Source organism: Kitasatospora sp. NPDC093806 (genome assembly GCF_040683335.1).
Taxonomy (GTDB): Bacteria; Actinomycetota; Actinomycetes; order Streptomycetales; family Streptomycetaceae; genus Kitasatospora.
On sequence record NZ_JBFBDO010000078.1, the window covers coordinates 20,285 to 40,611 of the forward strand.

A 20,327-nucleotide genomic window follows, 5' to 3' on the forward strand; every position below is an offset into this window, starting at 1 on the left:
GGTGCGCGGCCCGCTCATGCGCGGCCGGCTCATGCGGCGCCCTCCGGGGCCCGGGCCATGTGGTCGGGGCCGTCCGGGTGCTCCGGCAGGATCACGGAGCGGGTGAGGTGGCGCGGCCGGTCCGGGTCGCAGCCGCGCGCGTCGGCGACCGCGACGGCCAGCCGCTGCACCCGCACCAGGTCGGCCAGCGGGTCCAGGTCGGCCGCGGCGTCCTGCGACCCGGCCACCAGCAGGCCCCCCGCCCGGGCCACGTCGCCGGCCAGCCCGGCCGGCAGCTCGCCGAACATCCAGGCCACCCGGCCCGGCCCGGTGATGCTGATCGGCCCGTGCCGGTACTCCATCGCCGGGTACGCCTCGGTCCACGCCCCGGCCGCCTCCCGCATCTTCAGCCCGGCCTCCAGCGCCAGCCCGTACGTCCAGCCGCGCCCCAGGAAGGTGAACTGCTCGGCACCCCGGACCTCGGCGGAGAGCGGCGCCGCGACGGCCCGCCCGGCGTCCCGGATCGCCCCGGCCAGCGGGCGCACGCCGTCCGGCAGCGCCCCCTCGGCCTCCAGGTGGGCGCGGAACAGCGCGAGCACGGTGGTCGCGAACCGGGTCTGCACCACCGACCGCTCGTCGGCGAAGTCCAGCACCGCGACCTCGTCGGCCGCGGTCATCACCGGGGTGGCCGGGTCGGCGGTGAGCGCGCAGGTGGGCACCCCCGCCGCCCGGGCCCGGCCGAGCAGGTCGAGCACCTCGGTGGTGGTGCCGGAGCGGGAGACCGCCAGGATCCGGTCGTAGGACCGCCCCGGGGGGAACTCCGAGGCGGCGAAGGCGTCCGTCGGCCCGTGCCCGCCACCCTCCCGGAGCGCGGCGCAGGACTGGGCCATGAACCAGGAGGTGCCGCAGCCGACGACGGCGACCCGCTCGCCCCGGCGGGGCAGCGCGGCGGCGAACCGGGGCAGCGCGTCGGCGGCCCGGCGCCAGCAGTCGGGCTGCGAGGCGATCTCGACCGAGGTGCGGGAGGGCGGCGCGGCGGAGGTCATGCGGCTCCTTCGAGAGGGTCGGGAGAGTCGAGAGGTTCGAGCGGGGGTGTCATTTGACGGATCCGGCGGTCAGCCCGGCGACCACCCGGCGTTCGATCAGCGCGAACAGCACCACGACCGGCACGATGGCGACCACCGACCCGGCGAACAGGTAGTTCCACTGCACGGTGTAGTTGCCGATGAAGCCGTTGATGCCGACGGTGAGCGGCTGGCTGCCGGGGTTCGTCGACAGGGTCAGGCCCATCACGAACTCGTTCCAGGCGGAGATGAAGGTGAAGATCAGCGCCGTCACCACGCCCGGCATCGCCAGCGGCAGCACCACCCGGCGCAGCGCCCCGAACCGGCCGAGCCCGTCGATCATGGCGGCCTCCTCCAGCTCCACCGGGATGGACCCGATGTAGGCGGTGAGGATCCAGATCGCGAAGGCCAGGTTGAAGGCGGCGTTGCAGAGGATCAGCGTCCAGACCGAGTTGAGCATGGACAGTTGGTGGAACTCGCGGTAGAGGCCGACCAGGAGCGAGGTCGGCTGGAACATCTGGGTGACCAGGACGAGCAGCAGGAAGAGCCGGCGCCCCCGGTAGCGCGTGCGGGCGGTGTGGTACGCGGCGGGCAACGCGACCAGCAGGGCGAGCAGGGTCGAGCCGCCGGCCACCAGCAGGGTGACCCGCAGGTTGGCGCCGAGGGTGGAGTCGCGCCAGACGTCGATCAGGTTGGACCAGGCGAAGCGGCTCGGCAGGTAGCCCGGGTCGCGCAGTTCCTCGGCCGGGCGGACGGCGGTGACCAGCATCTCCAGGTACGGCAGGAGGAACACCGCCGCCAGCGACCAGGCGGCCGCCGCCAGCAGCAGGGTGCGGGGCCGGACCGTCCGTCGGCGGGGCCGCGGGGCCGGACGGGCCATCAGTCCTCCTCCCGGTTCCAGCGGGAGACCTTGAGGAAGACCAGCACCATCAGCACCACCAGGGCGAAGTTGACCACCGACATGGCCGCGGACTCCCCGATGTCGGTGTTCTTCAGCTGGTACATGAACACCGTGGTGGTGGCCGTGGCGCTGCCCGGGCCGCCCTGGGTCATGCCCCAGATGACCGGGAAGGAGTTGAAGACGTTGATCAGGTTGATCACCAGCCCGACCAGGAAGGCCGGGCGCAGCAGCGGCAGCGTGATCCGGCGGTAGGCCTGCCAGGGCGAGGCGCCGTCGACCCGGGCCGCCTCGTGGACCTCGGCGGGCACGGTCTGGAGGCCGGCGAGCAGGGTGTAGGTGGTGAAGGGGAGGGAGACGAACACCGCGACGCCGACCATCCAGGGCCAGGCGGTGCCGGGGTCGCCGAGCCAGTCCCGGGGCCCGTCGACCAGCCCGAGGTCGGTCAGCGCGGTGTTGAGCACGCCGGCCGTCCGGTCGAGCATCCAGCGGAAGCCGATCGAGGTCATCAGCACGGACGCGGCCCAGGGGGCGATCAGCGCCCAGCGGGTGAACCGCCGCCCAGGGAAGCTCTGGTCGAACAGCTGGGCCAGGGCGAGCGAGAGCAGCATCGTCAGGCCGACGACGGCCACCGTCCACAGCACCGTCGCGAGCAGCACGCGGCCCAGCTCGGGCTCGTCGAGGAGCTTGCGGTACTTGTCGAACCCGGCCGGGCCGCGGACGAAGCCGCTGGTGCTGATCCGCAGGAACGAGGTGCGGACCATCTCGTAGACCGGCCACACCACGACGGCCAGGATCAGCAGCACGGCCGGGGCGATCCACGGCAGCGGGCCGAGCCGCCGGGCGATCCCGTGGGCACGGGAGCGGGAGCGGGAACGGGGAGGCAGGGAGGTCACTTCCGCACCTACTTGTTCGCCGCGGCGTCCCGGGCCTTCTTCTGGAGGTCGCCGAGCACCTTGGCCGGGTCGCCGGCCACGGCGGTGCCGATGCTCTTCTTGAGCTCGGCCGAGACGGCGTCCCAACTGGTGTCGCCCAGCGGGTAGAAGGAGGCCTGCGGCAGGAGGGCGAAGAACGGTTCGAGGTCCGGGTGCCGCCCGCTGGCGGTCATCTCGCGCAGGGTGTCCTGGGTGACCGGCATCAGGTTGTAGGTCTCGTCGAACTTGAGCGTGTTCTCCTTCGCGTAGGCGAAGTCGAGGAACTTGCGGATCTGCTCGCGGTGGCCGTTCTTCTTGAAGGCCATCGTCCAGTCCGCGACGCCGAGGGTGGAGGCCAGCGGGCCGGTCTTGCCGGGGATCGGCGCGACGCCGTAGTCGACCTTGCCGTCCTTGGCCATCTGGATGAGCGAGGGGTGGCCGTTGAGCATCGCGGCCTTGCCCGCGGCGAAGTCGGCGAACGCGGTCTTGCGGTCGGTGCTCGCCGGGTTGGCGTAGCTGAGGCCGGGTTCGACGAGGTTGCCCTTCAGCCAGCCGAAGGTGTCGATGTTGGCCTGGCTGTCGATGCTGTACTTGCCGTCCTTGCCGGTCGGCCCGCCGCCGTTGCCCAGCTCCCAGATCATGCTCTCGCCCTGCGCCTCCTCCGGACCGAGCGGCAGCGCGTACGGGGTGACGCCGGGAACCTTCGCCTTGATCAGTTCGGCGTCCTTGCGCACCTCCTCCCAGGTGGCGGGCGGCTTGGCGATGCCGGCCTGCTGGAAGAGCGCCTTGTTGTAGAAGAAGGCGCGGGCGGAGGAGACGAACGGGATGCCGTACTGGACCCCGTCGACCTTGCCGGCGTCGGCGAAGGTGCCGATGAGATTCGCCCGGGTGTCGGGCGAGAGCACGTCCTCGGCCTTGTAGAGCAGGTCGTCGGCGACCTTGTCCGCGTAGCCGCCGGTCTGCAGGACGTCCGGCATGTTGCCGCTCTGGATCATCGTCCGGACCTGCTTGTCGATGTCGTTCCAGTTCACCACCTGGACGTCGACCTTGATGCCCGGGTTGGCCGCGGTGAACGCGGCGGCGACCCCGTTCCAGTAGCCCCGCGAGCTGTTGGACTCCTTCTCCCCGTAGTCCGCGGCCACCAGCTTGAGCGTCACCGCACCACCGGCGTCGCCTCCCCCACCACCACTTCCCCCGCACCCCGTGAGCGCGAGGGCGGCGACCACAGCCACCGTCGAGAGACCGAGCACACGTCCGTTCACCGCAGTTACCGCCTTCGTCCTTCGCCTGACTGAACTTGGTGCAGGGTGGTGCGCAGCTATGCTTGAACTCTGCCCATTTCGAGCAGATCTGAGCGACGTCGTGACGCGAAAGTATCCATGAGGCCGCCGAGCCGGTCCAGACACCGGGAGCAAATTGTTGCGGACATGACACTAGCGCCTCCACTCTCCGCGCGCGGCCGAGTACCGCACGAGTTCGGGACACCCGCCTCATGGTCACGGTGCGCGAGCGGGGGCACGATGGACGAAAGGGAGGGCAGGCAACACCCGGGCGGTGGTTCCGATGCCGGTCGTCTTCGTCCACGGAGTGGGCAACCACGACGAGCACGAGGTCCGCGAGGCCGAACGCCTCCGGCGCCGGCTCTTCGCCCGCAACCTGTTACCGGCGATCGGCGCCGACCCCGAGCACGGTGTGCTGCTCTTCCCCTGGTGGGGTCAGGCGGGCGCAGTTCCCAGATGGGGGCGGGTGTGCTACCCCGATGCCGCGGACTCCTTGGGGACTGCCGAGGACGAATCCCTGCTCCAGGAACTGGCCGCAGCCGAGCCGCCCCCGGACGGCCGCACCAAGAACGTCATCCTCGACACCGCCCGGACCAGCGTCGCGGACGCCGTCGACCTGCTGTACAGCGCGCTCGACCCGGAGGCCTGCGACGACGCCGAGCTGGATGAACTCGCCGCCCTGGCCGTCCCGTTGGCCGACTACAGCGAGAAGTACCGGCGCTACGACCCGAACGACCCGTTCTGGGCCGGGATAGGCGACGACCTCGACCTGATCACGGCCCTCGTGGAGACCGGCCCCGACACCGGCCCCGAGATGGACACCCTGGGCGCCGACCACAGCCTCCGCGAAAAAGCCCGTGGGCGGCTCCTCCAGGCCGCCGCGACCCTGAAGACCGCCTTGGTCGCGCCCCCGACTCGGCTCACGGCCGGCGGCCTGCGCCGCCTCACCGGTACTCCCGTCTACGACTACCTGGGCGACGTCTTCAAGTACCTCACCCTCCGCGGCACGCCGGATCACCCCGGCGAGATCGTCCGCATCGTGCTCGACGACCTCCGGAAGGCTGCCGACGCCGGCCCGGCCGGGGAACCGCTGGTCGTCGTGGCCCACAGCATGGGCGGCAACATCGTCTACGACATCGCCAGCCACTTCCATCCGGAGCTGGAGATCGACGTCCTCGTGACGATCGGCTCGCAGCCCGGCCTGTTCGCCGAGTTCTCCGCCTTCCACGGCGTCCCCGAGGACCTGCCCAGGCCCGGACACGGACTGGTCCCCGCGCTGGCGAACGTCCGGTCCTGGATCAACGTGGTCGACCGCAGCGACATCCTCTGCTACTCGGCGGAACCGGTCTTCGACGGGGTCAAGGACCTCCGGTACGAGTCCGGCGCGCTCTGGGCACACTCCGCCTACTTCAAGCAGCCCAACTTCCACGCCCGGCTGGCGAAGCACGTACGGGAGGCGACGGCATGACCGTGCACCGGATCGAAGGCGCCTCGGATCCCTCCATCCACGCCCTGGTGATCGGCGTCGGGGTGTACCGGAACTGCGGCAGGACGGCGCCCCTGGGCGCGTTGAAGCGAAAACTCCTCACCGACCTCAAAACGCCGCTGACCTGTGCACCGATCTCCGCGGCCTACGTGGCCCACCGGCTGATCAAGGCGGACTGGTCGACAAGCCCTGTCAAGCTCGGCTCGGTGGACGTCCTCCTGTCGGTCGACCCCGCCACCCCCTGGCCCGACGATCTGCCGCGGCCGGCATCGGAGCCTGCCGTCTACGACAACGTGAAGGGCGCCTGGCGGGCCTGGGTGGACCGGTGCAACAGGAACCCCGACAACATCGCCCTGCTGTACTTCTGCGGACACGGCTGGGGCGGCATGCAGCACTACCTGCTGGTCGAGGACTTCGCGGAGAAGGTCGACCAATGGCCGTACCGCATGATCGACTTCAATCGGACCCGCCTGTCCATGCAGACCTGCGACGCGCTGACCCAGTGCTTCCTGCTCGACATCTGCTCGAACGAGCCGGACGGACTCGCCGCCCTGAGGATCCAGCCGCCCGACCTGATCGTCGACAACCGGGAGGAGGCCGAGCTCCGGATGCAGGACGAGGAGAGGATGCCGAACAACCTCGTCCTCAAACCGACCCCGAACGGCTACGCGAACATCGTTCGGCCGGGCAAGGTCACCCCGTTCGCGGATGCCTTCGTGAAGACGCTCGACGGGCTCGGCGCCATCGAGGAGAACGGCTTCTGGGACGTCCGGAGCCGCTACCTCGAGCTGAAGATGCGCGAGGTGCTCGACTGGTTCTGGCCTGATCTCAGAGGCGGGAAGCGACTCCACCTGACACCCGGCGAGTACGGTCACGACACGGTGCTGCGGCGCTTCCAGGACGCCCCGATGGTGCCGTTCCGCCTCGTCTGCGACCCGGATACGGCCCGTTCCAGTGCACACTGGGAGCTGGAATGCCTCAAGACCGATGCCAGGCACCAGCAGCCCGGGCCCGGGGTTTGGGAAGCCGAAACGGAGGCATCCTCGTACAACATCACGGTGAACTGGAACGACGGCGTCCACGACCCGGTCAAACTGCGAGCCGTCTCGATCAAGCCGGCCAACGCCACGGCCCCCATCATCTTCAAGGACCGTACCCCCGAGACCGAAGGGCGGGTGGACTGAGCATATGAGTACCCGGACACCCGGAGCGGAGCTGCTGCTCGAACTGCCCGGAATCCCGCCCGGCACCGTGATCGGCACGGCCGAGATCACCGCCGACGGCACCGAGGTGCGGGCCGACGCCGTCGTGATGAGCGGGGTGCCCGTCCAGGTGGAACTGCCCGCCGAGATCGGCTACAGCGTCCGTGGCAGGCTGACCACTGGGGAACAGCTCACCGGCTACGCCGAAACGGACGGTCTGGGCTCCTGGATGCCACTGCCCCTCGCCGTGCTCCCCGGAATGCAGTCGGCGGCCGAACCGGCCGGGCCGCGGTTCCCCGGCCCTCCCTGGGCGGCCGGCTGGACCTGGGAAGTCGAGGTGGGCCAATTCGTGCGGAGTCTCGAGGTCACCGCGCAGCAGCAGGCCGCCGGCACCCTCCTGACCGGGAGCCCCGGCAACGCCACCAACCTGGCCCAGGTCAGCCCGTCGGGAGGACCGGCCAGTTTCGTCGTACTCCCCGATGCCACCCCGCTCTGGATCACCGGGGACCGTCTCGAACCCGAGCCGGGGCTCGCCGCGACACTGCTCGACTGCCTGTGCCGGGGCGACCTGCAGGGAGCCGGAGCCGTGGCGGCCGTGACCCTCGGCAACGGGAAGTCGATCGAACCGTCGTCCCGTCCCGTCCTGCTCGACCTCGCGCTCGGCTACTACCTGCTCGACAGCGGCGACAGCCGGCTCACCACCTGGGCGCAGCAGCTCGCCGCCGCCTACGACTGGTCCGCCGACGCCCAGGTGATCCTGGCCAGCGCACTGCTCCGGAGTCGCGGCGACCACAAAGAGGAGATCGCCGAACGGCTGGAGGCCGCGATCGCCTGCGGCCTTCCGGCGGTCACGCGCGGGGTGCAGCTCCTCAACGACAACCTGGACCTGACCTCCCAGACCGGTTCCGCCGCCCGTGACACGCTGCTGCCATACGCGATCTACGCCCGGACCGACACCGTCCTGACCACCTTCTGGGGCGAGTCTCCGGACACTCCGCAGAGCCTGCCGGTCCTGGTCGAGCGGCCCTGGCACGCCGTGTCGCTCGACAAGAAGGACTCGGTCGCGTGGTCGGGGCCGATCACCACCCGGGTCGACGAGCTGCTCAAGCTGCGGCCGACGTCGCAACCGTCCGCCCAGCCCGTCCTTGTCGGACTCCTCTCCTCCCTCGCGGAGAGCCTGGGCCTGGCCTCCCGCCTCTCGCTCGCCGGGACCGCGTCCGAGGTCGATCAGCTGACCCCGCTCCTCGCCGACGCGCTGCAGCAGGACGAGCAGCCCACCTCCGACCCGGTCTCCTGGCTCATGGCGGTCGAGGCCATGGACCCCTGGGCGGGACATGAGCAGCAGGCCTTCAAAGAGGTGGGCACGGCCATGGCCGATGCCCGCAGTGAGCTGGAGGCCCACAGGAACTCCGTCGGCGGCGCCACCGCCTACGCCGCCCGGCTCGCGGCCGACGTCCGCCACGCGGTGACCGCCTTGCGGAGCGCCGAGCGCGCCGCCGCCACCGCCGACGGGGCTTGGTGGACCGCCGCGGCCGAGCGGACGGCGGTCCACGCCGGGGAGGGGTGGGCGGTGAATTTCCCGCCCGAGGCGACGAACCCGGGCTGAGCGGGCCGCCTGCTGGCAGGATGGCGGTATGGAACGCGTACTCGGAATCGGTGGATACTTCCTGCGCGCCGCCGACCCGGCCGCGCTGAACGCCTGGTACCGCGACTGCCTCGGTCTGGACGCGGACGGGCACGGGTTGTGGCGGCAGGAGGGCGGGCCGACGGTGTTCGCGCCGTTCGAGTCGGACACCGACTACTTCGGGTCCCGCACCCAGCAGGTCATGCTGAACTTCCGGGTCCGCGACCTGGACGCGATGCTCGCGCAGTTGCGCGCCAAGGGCGCGGACGTCGCCGGAGAGGTGCAGGACATGGCGGGTGTCGGCCGGTTCGGGTGGGTCACCGATCCCGAGGGCAACCGGATCGAGCTCTGGCAGCCGGAGTAGCCGACCGGTGGGCTAGGCCGGCGAGAGGGACAGGCGGGCGCCGGGCTGGCCGACGCAGTCCCACTGCTGGATGCGGGCACCGTTGGCGTACTGGGAGTCCTCCACCTCCAGGCACTTGAGGCTGTTGGCGTTCACCAGGTTGAAGACGCCGTTGCCCAGGCTGCGCGCGTACCACTTGGCGCCGGGCTGGCCGACGCAGTCCCACTGCTGGATCCGGGCGCCGTTGAAGGTCTGGGAGTCCTCCACCTCCAGACACTTCCCGCTGTTGGAGTTGCGGATGTAGTCGTAGGCGCCGTGGTCCTCCAGGTACCAGCCGGAGCCGGGCTGGCCGACACAGTCCCACTGCTGGACGGTGGCGCCGTTGGTGAGCTGGGAGTCCTCCACCTCCACGCACTTGCCGTTGAAGGTGTGGGCCAGCATGCCGGTGGCGGTCGTCGTGGTCGCGGCGGCGGGGCCGGCGGTGAGCGGTGCGGCGAGCAGGACGAGCGCTCCGGTCAGGAGTGCGGCCGTCTTCCGTGCGTTCATGATGTCTACCCCCTGGTCGACTTCGGTACGGGACGCCGAGCTTCCTCCCTCGCAGGGCGTCCGTCACCCTGGGGCACGGGCTCCTGACAGGAATCGCACCGACAATGGCCGGAACCGCGGCACGGCTCAGTGGCGGCTCAGCCGCAGGTCAGAGGCTGGTCAGCACGCGGTCAGCAGCGGGTCAGCGGGGCCCGGGGGTGCGGGTGAAGGCGCGGCGGTAGGCGGTCGGGGGGACGCCGCGGCGGCGGACGAAGTGCTCGCGCAGCACGGCCGCGCTGCCGTAGCCGACCAGGCGGGCGACCTCCTCCACCGGCAGGTCGGTGGTCTCCAGCAGTTCCTCGGCGCGGCCCAGGCGCTGGTTCAGCAGCCAGGCGTGCGGGGTGGTGCCAGTCGCCGCGGTGAAGCGGCGGGCGAACGAGCGGCGGCTCATCAGCGCGCGCTCGGCCAGTTCCGTCACCGGCAGCGGCCGGTCGAGGTGCTCGCGCGCCCAGGCCAGCACCTCGCCGAGCCGCTCGTCCTGGCAGTCCTCGGCGACCGGGGCCGCCAGGTACTGGGCCTGTCCGCCGTCCCGGTGCGGCGGCAGCACCAGGTCGCGGGCGATCGCGTTGGCCACCGCCGCGCCGAACTCGCGGCGCAGCAGGTGCAGGCAGAGGTCGAAGCCGGCCGCCGCGCCGGCCCCGGTGACGATGCCGCCCTCGTCGACGTAGAGCGACTCCGCCTCGACCGTGACGTCCGGGTGGCGGCCGGCCAGCAGTTCGGCGAACCGCCAGTGGGTGGTCACCCGGCGTCCGGCCAGCAGACCGGTCCTGGCCAGGGCGAAGGTGCCGACGCAGTGCGCCCCGAGGGTGGCGCCGCGCGCGTGGGCGGCCGTCAGGGCGTCGAGCACCGGCTCGGGCACGGGGTCGCGGAAGCCCGCCCAGGGCAGGACGAGCACCAGGTCGGCCTCGGCCAGCCGGTCCGGGCCGTGTTCGACGGCGACCGGGACGCCGACGTCGGTGGCGACCGGCCCCGGACGGTCGCTGCAGAGCGTGAACTCGAACCGGGGCAGGCCGCCGCCGCGTTCGGCGAACACCTCGGCGACCACCCCGACCGCGAGCAGGCCCACGCCGGGCGGGGCGTAGGCGGCGACGGTGCTGAACTTCGGCATCCCGGGAGTCTGGCACAGATCCTGCGATCGGTGGCAGATCTGCCACTCGTCGGGTCTCCGGGGGCCGGGCAGGATCGTCCCCATGAACACCACCGCGAGCAGCATCGCCGCCCCGACCGCGCCCCTGAACAGCAACGACGCCCTGATCCGCACCGACGCGCCGGCCGGCCGCACCGCCGGGTACCACGTCCTGACCGTCGGCTACACCCTGTCCACCGGCCCCGGCGTGGCCGCCACCGTCTCGCTCGTCGTCGACGGCGACCGGCGGATCGTCGTCGACCCGGGCATGGTGGCCGGCCGCGACCGGATCCTCGGCCCGCTCGCCGAGCTGGGGCTCTCCGCCGACGACGTCACCGATGTCGTGCTCAGCCACCACCACCCGGACAACACCATGAACGTCGGCCTGTTCCAGCGGGCCCGGGTGCACGACCACAAGGCCGAGTACCTCGACGACCAGTGGCTCGACCGGGACGCCGAGGGCCTGGAGCTCACCCCCTCGCTGCGGCTGATCCGCACGCCCGGGCACAGCGCCGAGGACATCACCCTGCTCGCCGGGACGCCGGACGGCGTGGTCGCGTTCGTCGGCGACCTGTGGTGGCGGCCGAACGGCCCGGTGCTCGACCCGGTGGCGCCCGACCACGACCAGCTGCTCGCCTCCCGGCTGCGGGTCGAGGCCGCCGCGGACGTCATCGTGCCGGGTCACGGCGCGCCGTTCCCGGCCGCGTCGGCCCTGCACTGAGCGGAGGGCGGACGGGCGGACGGACGAGCTGCGTGCCGGACGGGACGGCGTCCCACGGGGGTGGGCGCCGGACCGGCGACACGCGCACACTGGATCCTGGGGCTGCAAAAGGAGTCGGCCATGCAGGATCAGGTGCAACGGGGCTGGGCCGGGTGCCGCAACTGCCTTTCCCTGTTCTTCAGTTGGTGGCCGACGGAGCCGATCCTGTCCTCGGACTTCCAGCCGAAGCCGAGCGGCCTCTGCCCGGGGACCTCCGCCGCCGACCTCCACCACGTGCCCAGGCCGGGCTGGTCGTACTGCCAGCTCACGCTCTTCCCGGCCGACACGTCCGGGCCGTTCGCGGGCGTCACCCAGCGCGGCTTCCACCGGTGCACGCGGTGCCAGGGTCTGTTCTTCCCGGTGGGCGACAGCCCGGACCGCTGCTGGGGGCCGGCCGTCCCCAGCGGTATCGGGATCGCCGGTGCCAGCCTGGTCGAACCGCGGCACGAGGCCGGCGAGGAGTACGTCCTGCCGCTGTCCTGGAGGCCGTTCGACCACGTCATGGAGGGCTGGGAGGTCTGCGCGAGCTGTCGGCTGCTGGTCTACACCCGTGATCAGGGCAACCACGGCGCCTGCACGGCCGGCGGGCCGCACCACGGGATCACCCTGGACCTCGGCGTCGAGTACTGGCGGCCGGGGTGAGCGGACCGCGTCGGCCGTCCGACCGGGGTGCGGGTCAGTGCGGGAAGCGGGTCAGCAGGAGGTAGGCGCGCTGTTCGGCGGCGGCGAGCTCGGTGGGGTCGATCTCGGCCGGCCACAGTTCGCCCGCCGCGGCGTCGTCGGCCTCGCGCAGTTCCACCACGGCGGCGGCCAGCCGGGTCTGCGCCGCCGGGTACCCGTCGGCCCGGCCCTCGGTCAGGGTGCGCTCGGCGTGCTCGGCGGCGGCCGTGCAGGCGGCCAGGGCGCGGACCGCGCGGGCGGCCGGGCGGCCGTGCACCACGAGCAGGGCGCAGGCCAGGGCGATGGCGATGCCGAGCGCGCTGCCCAGCACCCGGTCCTCGACCAGGACGCCGGTCGGGGCGGGGGCGGCCAGGTCGGACAGCAGCAGGGCGAGCGGGGTGAGGAAGACGACGCCGAGGCCGTAGTTGCGGGCCACCACGTACTCCAGCAGGAACTCCAGCAGCACGATCACCAGGACCAGCACCCCCGGTTCGGGGTGGGTGGCCAGCACGGCGAGGGCGAGCAGGAGTCCGGCGGCGGTGCCGAGGGCGCGTTGCACGGCGCGCTGGGCCGCGGTGCGGACGTTGACCGAGTGCAGGACGGCGGCGGCGGTGATCGCCGCCCAGTAGCCGTGGCCGAGGCCCAGCAGCAGGGCCGCCCCGCCGGCCACCCCGGTGCCGAGCGCCATCCGCAGGGCGGGGACGAGCAGCACGGACGAGGCCCGGCCGGGGCGGTGGCCGGTGAGGAGTTCGGCGGCGCGCAGCTCGTCGGCGGGCGGCCCGGCTGAAGGCGGCTCGTCGGTGGGCAGCTCGTCGGCGGGCGGGCGCGCCGGGGCGAGGCGGGACAGTTCGGGCAGCAGCGGTGGGACCCGGTGGCGGCGGCTGACCAGCAGACGGACCTGGACGCGCAGCTGCCGGGCCAGGACGAGCGGTTCCCCGGACGGGCGGCGGGCGGCGGAGCGGATCAGCAGCGTCCAGGAGAGGTCGGCCAGGACGACGCAGGTGCCGCCCCCGTCGGGCCGCGGCGCGGCGGCGGTCGGCGGCAGCAGGCCGAGCGTGCGGTAGGCCTGGAGGACGGCGGCGGTGGCCCGGTGCCGGGCGGGGCGGGCCGCGGTGGCGGGCGTACCAGTGGTCTCGCCGGCAGCCGGGCCGGCGGCCTCCGTCAGGGCGGCGAGTTCGCGCAGGGCCGCCGCCACGGCGAGCCGCTGCGGACGGTCCGGGTGCACCAGCCGCCCCGCCACCGCCAGCACCCACGCCACCGCCGCGCCGGCCGCCGCCAGTCCGGCCCGGGGCAGGACGTCGGCGGCGTCCGGCGAACCGTAGGCCGCCACGGCGAAGGAGAACAGCAGCAGCACCGCGCCGAGCCCGCTCAGCCGGGCCGCGTCGCAGGCGAACTTGGCGGTCCCGGCCACCAGCGCGGTGGCCGCGATCACCACGGCGGCGCCCGCTCCCCCGTCCTGCGGCCGGGCCCAGGCGCCGAGGACCGCGCCGCCGCCCACGCAGGCCGTCATGGCGAGCGCGACCAGCGCGAGCGCCCGGGCGCGCCGCGGGTAGGGCAGGTTGCGGCCGAAGGTGGTGGTGAAGGAGCCCAGCATCGTGTAGACGGCCAGGTCGGCCCGTCCGGCCAGGGCCAGCGGCAGCGCGGGCAGCGCCATCGCGAGGGCCGCGCGCAGGGCGAAGGACAGCGCGCCGTCCACGCTGTGCAGGGCGAGGGCCCCGCGCGGGGAGAGCGCCCGGGCCAGGCGGGCCGTCGAGCCCGGTGCGTACCTCCCGCGCGGAGTCGGGGACGGGGGGCGCAAACGGGGCATAGGGGGTGTATATCACCCGCTCCGGGCGGTGGGCGGACCGGGTCGGCGGGCGTCGGCGAAGCGGGTGTGAGCCGGATCACGGGAACGCGGGCGCCCGTTCGGCCAGGTCAAGGCATGCAGACTTCATCCGTATCCCGTCGCGGTGCGCTGTCCCGTCGCGGTGCCCTGCGGGCGCTGACCGTCGGCGCCGCCCTGACGGCCGGCGCGCTGACCACCGTCGAGGCCCGCGCGGCCGAGGCCCGCGCCGTCGAGGCCCCGGACGCGGCAGGCGCGGCAGGCGCCGAGCCGGGGACGTACGCGCTCACCCTCGTCCACCTCGACCGGGACGGCCGTCCGACCGGCTCCTACGACACCAGGCTCACCGGGATCTCCGGCCCCGGCGCCGAGCAGGTCGTCAAACCGCACGACGCGTCGGGCACCGTCACCGTGCGGCTGCCCCCGGGCCGCTACCTGCTGGACAGCACGGTGATCGGCGCCCGGAGCTCGGACTGGCTGGTGCAGCCCCGGCTGGACCTCACCCGGGACACCACCGTCACGGTCGACGCCCGCGCCGCCCGGCTCGTCGACGTCCGGCCGCCGGGCGACGCCGCGGAGTACCGGCACGGCGTGACGGTCGTCCAGGCCACCCACGACGGCACCACCCGGGAGGTCAGCCTGCTGTCCAACCGCCCCGGTCTGCGGATCGGCCACCTGGGGCCCGACGCCGAGGCCGGCTCGGTGAAGCAGTGGTTCGACGGGTACTGGTCGGCCGGGGCGGTGAACTACGGGCTCGGCTACGTCGTCACCGGCCGCCGCGCCCTCACCGGGCTCACCCGACACCCGACCGTGCGCGAGCTGGCGACCGTGCGGGTCCGGGCCGCGGCCGGGCCCGGCCCCGAGGGACCGGGCACGATCGAGCTGTCGCCGAGCACCGGGCTCTCGCTCGGCCTGGTCCACCGGCTGACCGCGCCCGACACCGCCACCTTTCTGCTCACCCCGGAACGCGGCGCCTGGGACCTCGGGTACGGCGGCCCGCGCGATCCGGAGGGGCGGTCCAACCACTACGGCGTCTACGGCCTGTCCGTCCGCGCCGGGACCACCGTCACGCACACCTTCGACGGCCCCGTCTTCGGCCCGCACCTCGACGCGCGGGCGGGCGTCACCCGGGACGGCGGCCGGCTGACGGTGGACGTGCCGCTGCTCGCCGATGGTGACGGCCACCGCCCGTCGGCGGCGCCGTTCGACACCGCCACCACCACGCTGCACCGCAACGGCGCCCCGCTCGGCACGGCGACCGGGAGCCCCGGGCAGGCCGAGTTCGCCGTCCCGCCGGGCCCCGCGGCGTACCGGCTGACCAGCACGGTCGAACGGCGCGGCGCCCCCGGCCGCACCACCGGGGTGAGCGTGACGTGGACGTTCCGGTCCCGGTTCGGCGACGGGCCGGTCCGGCTGCCGGTCAGCGTGGTGCGGTTCGCGCCGGAGCTGTCCCCGGCGGGCACGGCGGCGGCGGGCGCGTCGCTGACGGTGCCGGTCGCCGTGCTGGGCGCGGCTGCGGCCGCGACTGGGCGGACCTTGCCTCCGGCGGTTTCGGTGTCCTTCGACGGCGGGGCGTCCTGGCGTCCGCTGCCGGTCGAGGGCGGCGCGGTGACGGTCCGCCACCCGCGGACGCCCGGCGGCGTCGCACTGCGGGCCGAGCTGACGGACGGCGCGGGCAACACCCTCACCCAGACCATCACCGACGCGTACCGGACGGTGTAGGCGGGGGCTTCCGCCTCAGGCGTCCAGGCGGCGGGAGACGCCCTGTTCGTACGCCTCGATGGTGCGGACGAACAGGGCGCGCTCCTGCGGGGCGAGCGGTTCGAAGGCGTTGCGCCAGGCGTCGGCGCCGTTGGCCAGCCAGCGTTCGATCGCCTCGCGGGTGGCGGGTTCCTCGGTGATGGTGACGATGGTGCGGCGGCGGTCGGCGGGGTCGGCCTTGCGTTCGACCACGCCCTGCCGGCTGAGGTCGCTGACCATCAGGCTCACCGTGGTGGGGGCGACCTCCAACCGGGCCGCCAGATGGTTGACCGGCATCGGGCCGTCGAACAGCAGGTAGGCGAGCAGGGAGAGGTGACGGGGGGCCAGGTTCGCCGACCGGAGCCGCTCGGGGACGGGGGTGCGCTTGAGTCGCGCCGCGACCCTCGGCATCAGGAGCAGCATCGCGCGGATCGCCTCGTCGGTGCTCAGCGCGGCGTCGGTTTCGGCGTCGGTGTTGGCGTCAGCGTCGGTCGCGGCGTCGGTTCCGGGCCCGGGTACCGTCGGCATCCTCTCCACCCCTCCGCTCGGCTGCTGACACCGTACCGGAAGGGGTGGCGAGGACGGTCGGGACGGTCAGGCCGGTCGGGGCAGGCCGAGTGCGGGCAGCAGGTGCTCCTCCTCGTAGGCGAAGTGCTCCTCCAGGCCGTCGATCACCCGGTCCAGCTCCGCCTTGAGCGCGGCCGGGCCGCCCGGGTCGGCGGCGGGCCCCATCTCCAGCAGATCCGCCAGGCGGGCGAGCGCGCGCTCGACCACGGCGTGCTCCTCGCGCAGCCGGGTGACGGCCGGGACGAGGTGCGGGAAGCGCGCCTCGAAGGCGGTGAACACGCCGTCCTCGCGGGTGTGGTGCAGCTGGAGCCCGTAGCAGAAGTCGAGGCAGCGGCGGCGCAGTTGCCGGCTGAGCCCGGGCGGCGCCGACCGGACCACGGAGCCGCCGCCCTTCGCGGCCTCGTCCACCGCGGCCCGGACCTCGGCGAGTTCGGCGCGCAACTCCTCGTGGTGGATAAGGAGCTGACGTCCGATCAGCACATTCCGCTCGCCGTCCGCGGCGAGATCGAGGAGCTGGAGCGCCACCACCGGGATCACCCGCGCCGCCGCCCTCCGCCGGTACTCCCGGAAGGCCGGGTCCAGGGCGCACTGCCGCTCGTAGTGCCGGTCGCGCTCCTCCCCCTCCAGGACGACGGCGCGGGCGGCGAAGGGCTTCACCCGCCCCTCGGCGGTGCCGAGTTCCAGGGTGACGGCCGGGGCGGCGACCAGGTTGCGGAACCAGTGCGGGTGCTCCGGGTCGCCCCCGTTGCTGCCGAAGACGAGGTAGCGGTCGCCGTCCCGCAGGTAGACGGCCGGAGTGGTGTGCGGCTTGCCGGTCCGGCGGCCCCGGGTGGTGAGGAGGAGCAGCGGCACGCCCTCGAACCTGCCGCCCACCTGCCCGTTGTTCGCCCGGAATTCCTTGATGACCGGTTCGTTCCCGTTCATGCTGGCACTCCCATCGTTTGCTTTGAAAGCAAAGCCAACTTAGGACGGGCGCCTCGCCGCTGTCAAACGATTCGTCATTTCACGCCGCCGACAGCGGAGTTGGCCTTTTGCACACCCATGGCCATTGACGGGCACTCCGCCAGGACGGTTGGCTCGACCCGACGCGGCCGCCGGGGGGCGAGCCGCACACCAGGGAGGCACCTCTTGAGCAGCACCACACCACGAACGACCGGCCAGGGCACCCTCACCCGGGCCGGACGGCGCGCGATCGGGGCCGGCGCCCTGCTGGCCGCCGCCGTCCTGGCCGGCACCACGGCCGCCGCCACCACCGCGACCGCCGCCCCGGCCCGGCCGGGATCGCCCTGGGCGGCCACCACCCGGGTCAGCACCGGCACGGCCGGCGCCCAGCCCGACGGCGCGTCCTGGGCCAACGGCCTGAGCGCGGACGGCCGGTACGCCGTCCTCGGCTCCGACGCGACCAACCTGGTGCCCGGCGACACCAACGGCAAGACCGACGTCTTCGTCCGCGACCTGCTCACCGGCCGCACCGAACGGGTCAGCCTCACCTCGACCGGCGCCCAGGCCGACGGCGCCTCCTACGACGGCTCGATCAGCGCCAACGGCCGCTACGTCGTCTTCACCTCCACCGCCGCGCTCGTCCCCGGCGACACCAACGGCACCGAGGACATCTACCTCCGCGACCGCTTCACCGGCCGCACCGAACGGCTCACCGCCGGCGACCCGAACAGCGCCCAGGCCGACCGCAACTCCTTCATGCCGTCGATCAGTTGGGACGGCCGGTACGTCGCCTTCGCCTCCACCCGGACCGACCTGGTGCCCGGCGGCAGCCCGTCGCTCGCCAACGTCTACGTCACCGACCGCCGGACCGGCGACACCCGCCTGATCACCGTCGGCGCCGACGGCACACCCGCCGACCGGCCGTCCACCGCCCCGGTGATCAGCGGTGACGGCAGCACCGTCGGCTTCACCTCCAAGGCCACCAACCTGCTCCCGGCGACCGAGGGCCGGCCGTCCGGCTTCGCGGCCGGCTCCGTGGAATCCGGCGACTCCGGCGACTCCGTCGACGACCACGTGCCCGGGCGACCGGCCCGGGCGGCCATCGACTCCCCTTCCACCGGGGCGCGCGCGGAAATCCTCAAGCCGCGCCACTACCCCTTCTACGTCCACCGGCTCGCCACCGGGAAGACCAGCGGCGCCAGCATCGACCAGAGCGGCGAGCTGCTCGGCTCCTCCGCGGGCTCGCTCAGCCCCGACGGCCGCTACGCCGTCTTCTCCCTGCCGCTCCCCAACTCGCCCGACAGCACCGGCTGGCAGCGGCACTTCGAGATCTTCGTCCGCGACCTGCGCCAGGGCACCGTCCGCCAACTGCCGCCCGTCCTGCCCGGCACGGCCACGACCGGCTCCTCCTACGGCGGGGTGATGGCGGCCGGCAACCGCTGGGTGTACTTCGTCTCGGACGCCGAGAACCTCGTCCCCGGCGACACCAACCAGGTCGACGACATCTTCCGCCACGACCTGTGGACCGGCCGCACCGAACGCCTCAGCGTCTCCTCCGACGGCGCCCAGACCACCGGCTCCTCCTCCGGCCCGATCGTCGACGCCCTCGGCACCACCGTGCTCTTCACCTCCGACGACGGCACCCTGGTCCCCGGCGACACCAACACCGCCTCCGACGCCTTCACCCGCCGCGTCTCCCTCTTCTGACCGGCCCACCCGCCAACGCCGTGCACAGGAAGTCGGACCGGCCGACTTCCTGTGCACGCGTGGTACCCCGTCAGACGACCGGGGGCGCGTCCACGGGGTGCTGGTCGACCATCACGAACGGGGCGACGGCCGGCTGCTTCGGGCGGGCCGGTGCCGTGATGGCCCCGCGCCTCGGGGTCGGCGTACCTCCCGGGGAGGAGGCCGGCCGACCCGCCCTCGGTCGCCGGGGTGAACACGGACGCGACCTGCCGCCTACGGGCCGGCCCGGACGCCCGCCTAGGCTCGAAGTCGATCATGGAGCGCACTGCTCCCCAGCAGCACGAACGAGCCGGGAACGATGACGACCTTCCGCTACACCCTCGCCGAACTCCGGGGCCAGCTCCGGCAACTGCTCCTCAGCGGCGCCGCCGTCGCGCTCGGCGTGGCCTTCCTCATCGCCTCGGTCAGCGGCAGCGGCGCCTTGGTCGACTCCTTCGGCCAGAGCGCCGCCGCCGAGGTCGGCCCCGGCGACGTCCAGGTCACCCGGCCGGTCTCCGGCGGCGGCCTCGACGCGGCCACCGCCGACCGGGCCCGGCAGGTGCCCGGCGTCGCCGGTACCGCCCTGCGTCTCACCGGCCGGGGCGGACTGCTCACCGCCGAGGGCCGCCCGCTCGACGAAGGCACCGTCGTCAGCGCCGTCGCCGACGATCCCGCCCTGCGCTGGCAGTTGCTCGGCTCCGGGCACTGGCCCGCCGGGCCCGACGAGGTGCTGCTCGACGCGGACACCGCTCGGCGGCTCGGCGCCCGCCCCGGCACGGACGTCCGCCTCGCCCTCGCCGACGGCACTCCCACCACCGCGCGCCTCGCCGGCACCCTGGACGGCCGGGGCGCGCCCAGCTTCGCCGGACACCCCGTCATCGGCGTCCCGGAGAGCGCGGTCGCCCGGTACGCGGCCGGCGCCGTCGCGACCCAGCTCGACCTCCGGGTCACCCCCGGCACCTCCCCCACCCGCACCGTGGAGGCCCTGCGCACCGCCCTCGGCACCGGCAGCGGTACCGACGCACCCACCACTCCCCAGGTGCACACCCGCGCGGCCTCGGTCGAGGCGGCGACCCGGCAGAGCGGCACCCTCTACGGCGTGGTGCTGATCGCCGCGCTCTCCTTCGTGCTGATCGCCCTCGCGGTCGCCCGGATGGTCGTCGGCAACACCTTCACGGTCGTCCTCGCCCAGCGGACCCGCCAGCTCGCGCTGCTGCGCTGCGTCGGCGCCGACCGGGCCCAGGTCCGCCGACTGATCCGCCGCCAGGGCCTGCTGCTCGGCGCGGGCGCCTCCGCCGCCGGTGTCCTGCTCGGTGTCGGGGTCTGCGCCGCCGGCCAGGCCGTCGCCACCACCGCCGACCTCGGCCCGGTCCACCTCTCCCTGCTCCCCTCGCCGTTGGTCTGCGCCCTGGCCGCGCTGTTCGGCGTCCTGCTCACCCTGCTCGCCGTCCGCGGCCCCGCCAAGGCCGCGTCCGCCGTCCCGCCGATCGCCGCGCTCGGCGGCGCCGAGCACGCCGACGGCGACCAGCGCGGTACCGGCCACCAGCAGGAGCGTCGACCAGACGGCGGCCCGGACCCGGCCGGTGGTGCCGCCGGCCGCGGCGTGCCCG

The 20,327-nt window shown here is 73.6% G+C and carries 18 protein-coding genes; 9 read left to right on the forward strand and 9 right to left on the reverse strand.

Going from position 1 to position 20,327, the window contains the following annotated elements:
- Positions 1-29 precede the first annotated feature (29 nt).
- Genes AB0N76_RS28535 through AB0N76_RS28550 form a run of 4 tightly spaced genes read right to left on the reverse strand, consistent with a single transcriptional unit; the run spans position 30 to position 4,105 of the window.
- The gene (locus AB0N76_RS28535; RefSeq protein WP_363561842.1) at positions 30-1,025 is read right to left on the reverse strand and encodes an SIS domain-containing protein; all 996 of its coding nucleotides are present in this window, start codon (positions 1,023-1,025) and stop codon (positions 30-32) included.
- 49 nt (positions 1,026-1,074) lie between these two features.
- Complete coding sequence (locus AB0N76_RS28540) at positions 1,075-1,923, reverse strand: carbohydrate ABC transporter permease (protein WP_363561844.1); 849 nt, start codon at positions 1,921-1,923, stop codon at positions 1,075-1,077.
- Complete coding sequence (locus AB0N76_RS28545) at positions 1,923-2,837, reverse strand: sugar ABC transporter permease (protein ID WP_363561846.1); 915 nt, start codon at positions 2,835-2,837, stop codon at positions 1,923-1,925. Before AB0N76_RS28545 ends, AB0N76_RS28540 begins: the two co-directional genes overlap by 1 nt.
- Positions 2,838-2,845: 8 nt before the next feature.
- Complete coding sequence (locus AB0N76_RS28550) at positions 2,846-4,105, reverse strand: extracellular solute-binding protein (protein ID WP_363561874.1); 1,260 nt, start codon at positions 4,103-4,105, stop codon at positions 2,846-2,848.
- 313 nt (positions 4,106-4,418) lie between these two features.
- Here AB0N76_RS28550 and AB0N76_RS28555 point away from each other — a divergent pair, with 313 nt between their 5' ends.
- From AB0N76_RS28555 to AB0N76_RS28570, 4 genes are read left to right on the forward strand one after another with little or no spacing between them, the layout of a single operon-like run.
- Complete coding sequence (locus AB0N76_RS28555; protein WP_363561848.1) at positions 4,419-5,603, forward strand: hypothetical protein; 1,185 nt, start codon at positions 4,419-4,421, stop codon at positions 5,601-5,603.
- A complete protein-coding gene (locus tag AB0N76_RS28560; protein ID WP_363561850.1) occupies positions 5,600-6,805 on the forward strand; it encodes a hypothetical protein in 1,206 nt (401 codons plus the stop codon). The genes AB0N76_RS28555 and AB0N76_RS28560 overlap by 4 nt, the downstream gene beginning before the upstream one ends.
- Positions 6,806-6,809: 4 nt before the next feature.
- Positions 6,810-8,429: a hypothetical protein gene (locus AB0N76_RS28565; protein WP_363561852.1), complete on the forward strand. Its 1,620-nt coding sequence runs from the start codon at positions 6,810-6,812 to the stop codon at positions 8,427-8,429.
- Positions 8,430-8,457: 28 nt separating this feature from the next.
- Positions 8,458-8,811, forward strand: coding sequence for a VOC family protein (locus AB0N76_RS28570; protein ID WP_363561854.1), 354 nt, complete (start codon positions 8,458-8,460; stop codon positions 8,809-8,811).
- A 12-nt stretch (positions 8,812-8,823) separates the two neighbouring features.
- Here the strand turns inward: AB0N76_RS28570 and AB0N76_RS28575 are convergent, their stop codons facing one another.
- On the reverse strand, positions 8,824-9,336 hold the full coding sequence (locus tag AB0N76_RS28575; RefSeq protein WP_363561856.1) for an RICIN domain-containing protein: 513 nt from the start codon (positions 9,334-9,336) through the stop codon (positions 8,824-8,826).
- Positions 9,337-9,517: 181 nt separating this feature from the next.
- The gene (locus AB0N76_RS28580) at positions 9,518-10,483 is read right to left on the reverse strand and encodes a helix-turn-helix domain-containing protein (RefSeq protein WP_363561858.1); all 966 of its coding nucleotides are present in this window, start codon (positions 10,481-10,483) and stop codon (positions 9,518-9,520) included.
- Between the two features lie 82 nt (positions 10,484-10,565).
- Between AB0N76_RS28580 and AB0N76_RS28585 the strand changes: the two genes are divergently transcribed.
- Both AB0N76_RS28585 and AB0N76_RS28590 read left to right on the forward strand, forming a co-directional pair.
- Positions 10,566-11,222, forward strand: a complete 657-nt coding sequence (locus tag AB0N76_RS28585; protein ID WP_363561860.1) for an MBL fold metallo-hydrolase — start codon at positions 10,566-10,568, stop codon at positions 11,220-11,222.
- 120 nt (positions 11,223-11,342) lie between these two features.
- Positions 11,343-11,903, forward strand: coding sequence for a hypothetical protein (locus AB0N76_RS28590; RefSeq protein WP_363561862.1), 561 nt, complete (start codon positions 11,343-11,345; stop codon positions 11,901-11,903).
- 34 nt (positions 11,904-11,937) lie between these two features.
- Here AB0N76_RS28590 and AB0N76_RS28595 read toward each other — a convergent pair whose 3' ends face one another.
- Positions 11,938-13,728 (reverse strand): FUSC family protein, encoded by a 1,791-nt coding sequence (locus AB0N76_RS28595; RefSeq protein WP_363561864.1) that lies wholly within the window; start codon positions 13,726-13,728, stop codon positions 11,938-11,940.
- A gap of 114 nt (positions 13,729-13,842) precedes the next feature.
- Between AB0N76_RS28595 and AB0N76_RS28600 the strand changes: the two genes are divergently transcribed.
- The gene (locus AB0N76_RS28600; protein WP_363561866.1) at positions 13,843-15,465 is read left to right on the forward strand and encodes a serine protease; all 1,623 of its coding nucleotides are present in this window, start codon (positions 13,843-13,845) and stop codon (positions 15,463-15,465) included.
- Positions 15,466-15,480: 15 nt separating this feature from the next.
- Here the strand turns inward: AB0N76_RS28600 and AB0N76_RS28605 are convergent, their stop codons facing one another.
- Together AB0N76_RS28605 and AB0N76_RS28610 are read right to left on the reverse strand one after the other, a co-directional pair.
- Positions 15,481-15,906, reverse strand: a complete 426-nt coding sequence (locus tag AB0N76_RS28605) for a MarR family winged helix-turn-helix transcriptional regulator (RefSeq protein WP_363561876.1) — start codon at positions 15,904-15,906, stop codon at positions 15,481-15,483.
- 171 nt (positions 15,907-16,077) lie between these two features.
- A complete protein-coding gene (locus tag AB0N76_RS28610; protein WP_363561868.1) occupies positions 16,078-16,974 on the reverse strand; it encodes a nitroreductase/quinone reductase family protein in 897 nt (298 codons plus the stop codon).
- 204 nt (positions 16,975-17,178) lie between these two features.
- Here AB0N76_RS28610 and AB0N76_RS28615 point away from each other — a divergent pair, with 204 nt between their 5' ends.
- Entirely contained in the window at positions 17,179-18,699 is a 1,521-nt protein-coding gene (locus AB0N76_RS28615) for a hypothetical protein (RefSeq protein ID WP_363561870.1), read from the forward strand.
- A gap of 337 nt (positions 18,700-19,036) precedes the next feature.
- The coding region (locus AB0N76_RS28620; RefSeq protein ID WP_363561872.1) for an ABC transporter permease at positions 19,037-20,327 on the forward strand (1,291 nt) is incomplete at its 3' end.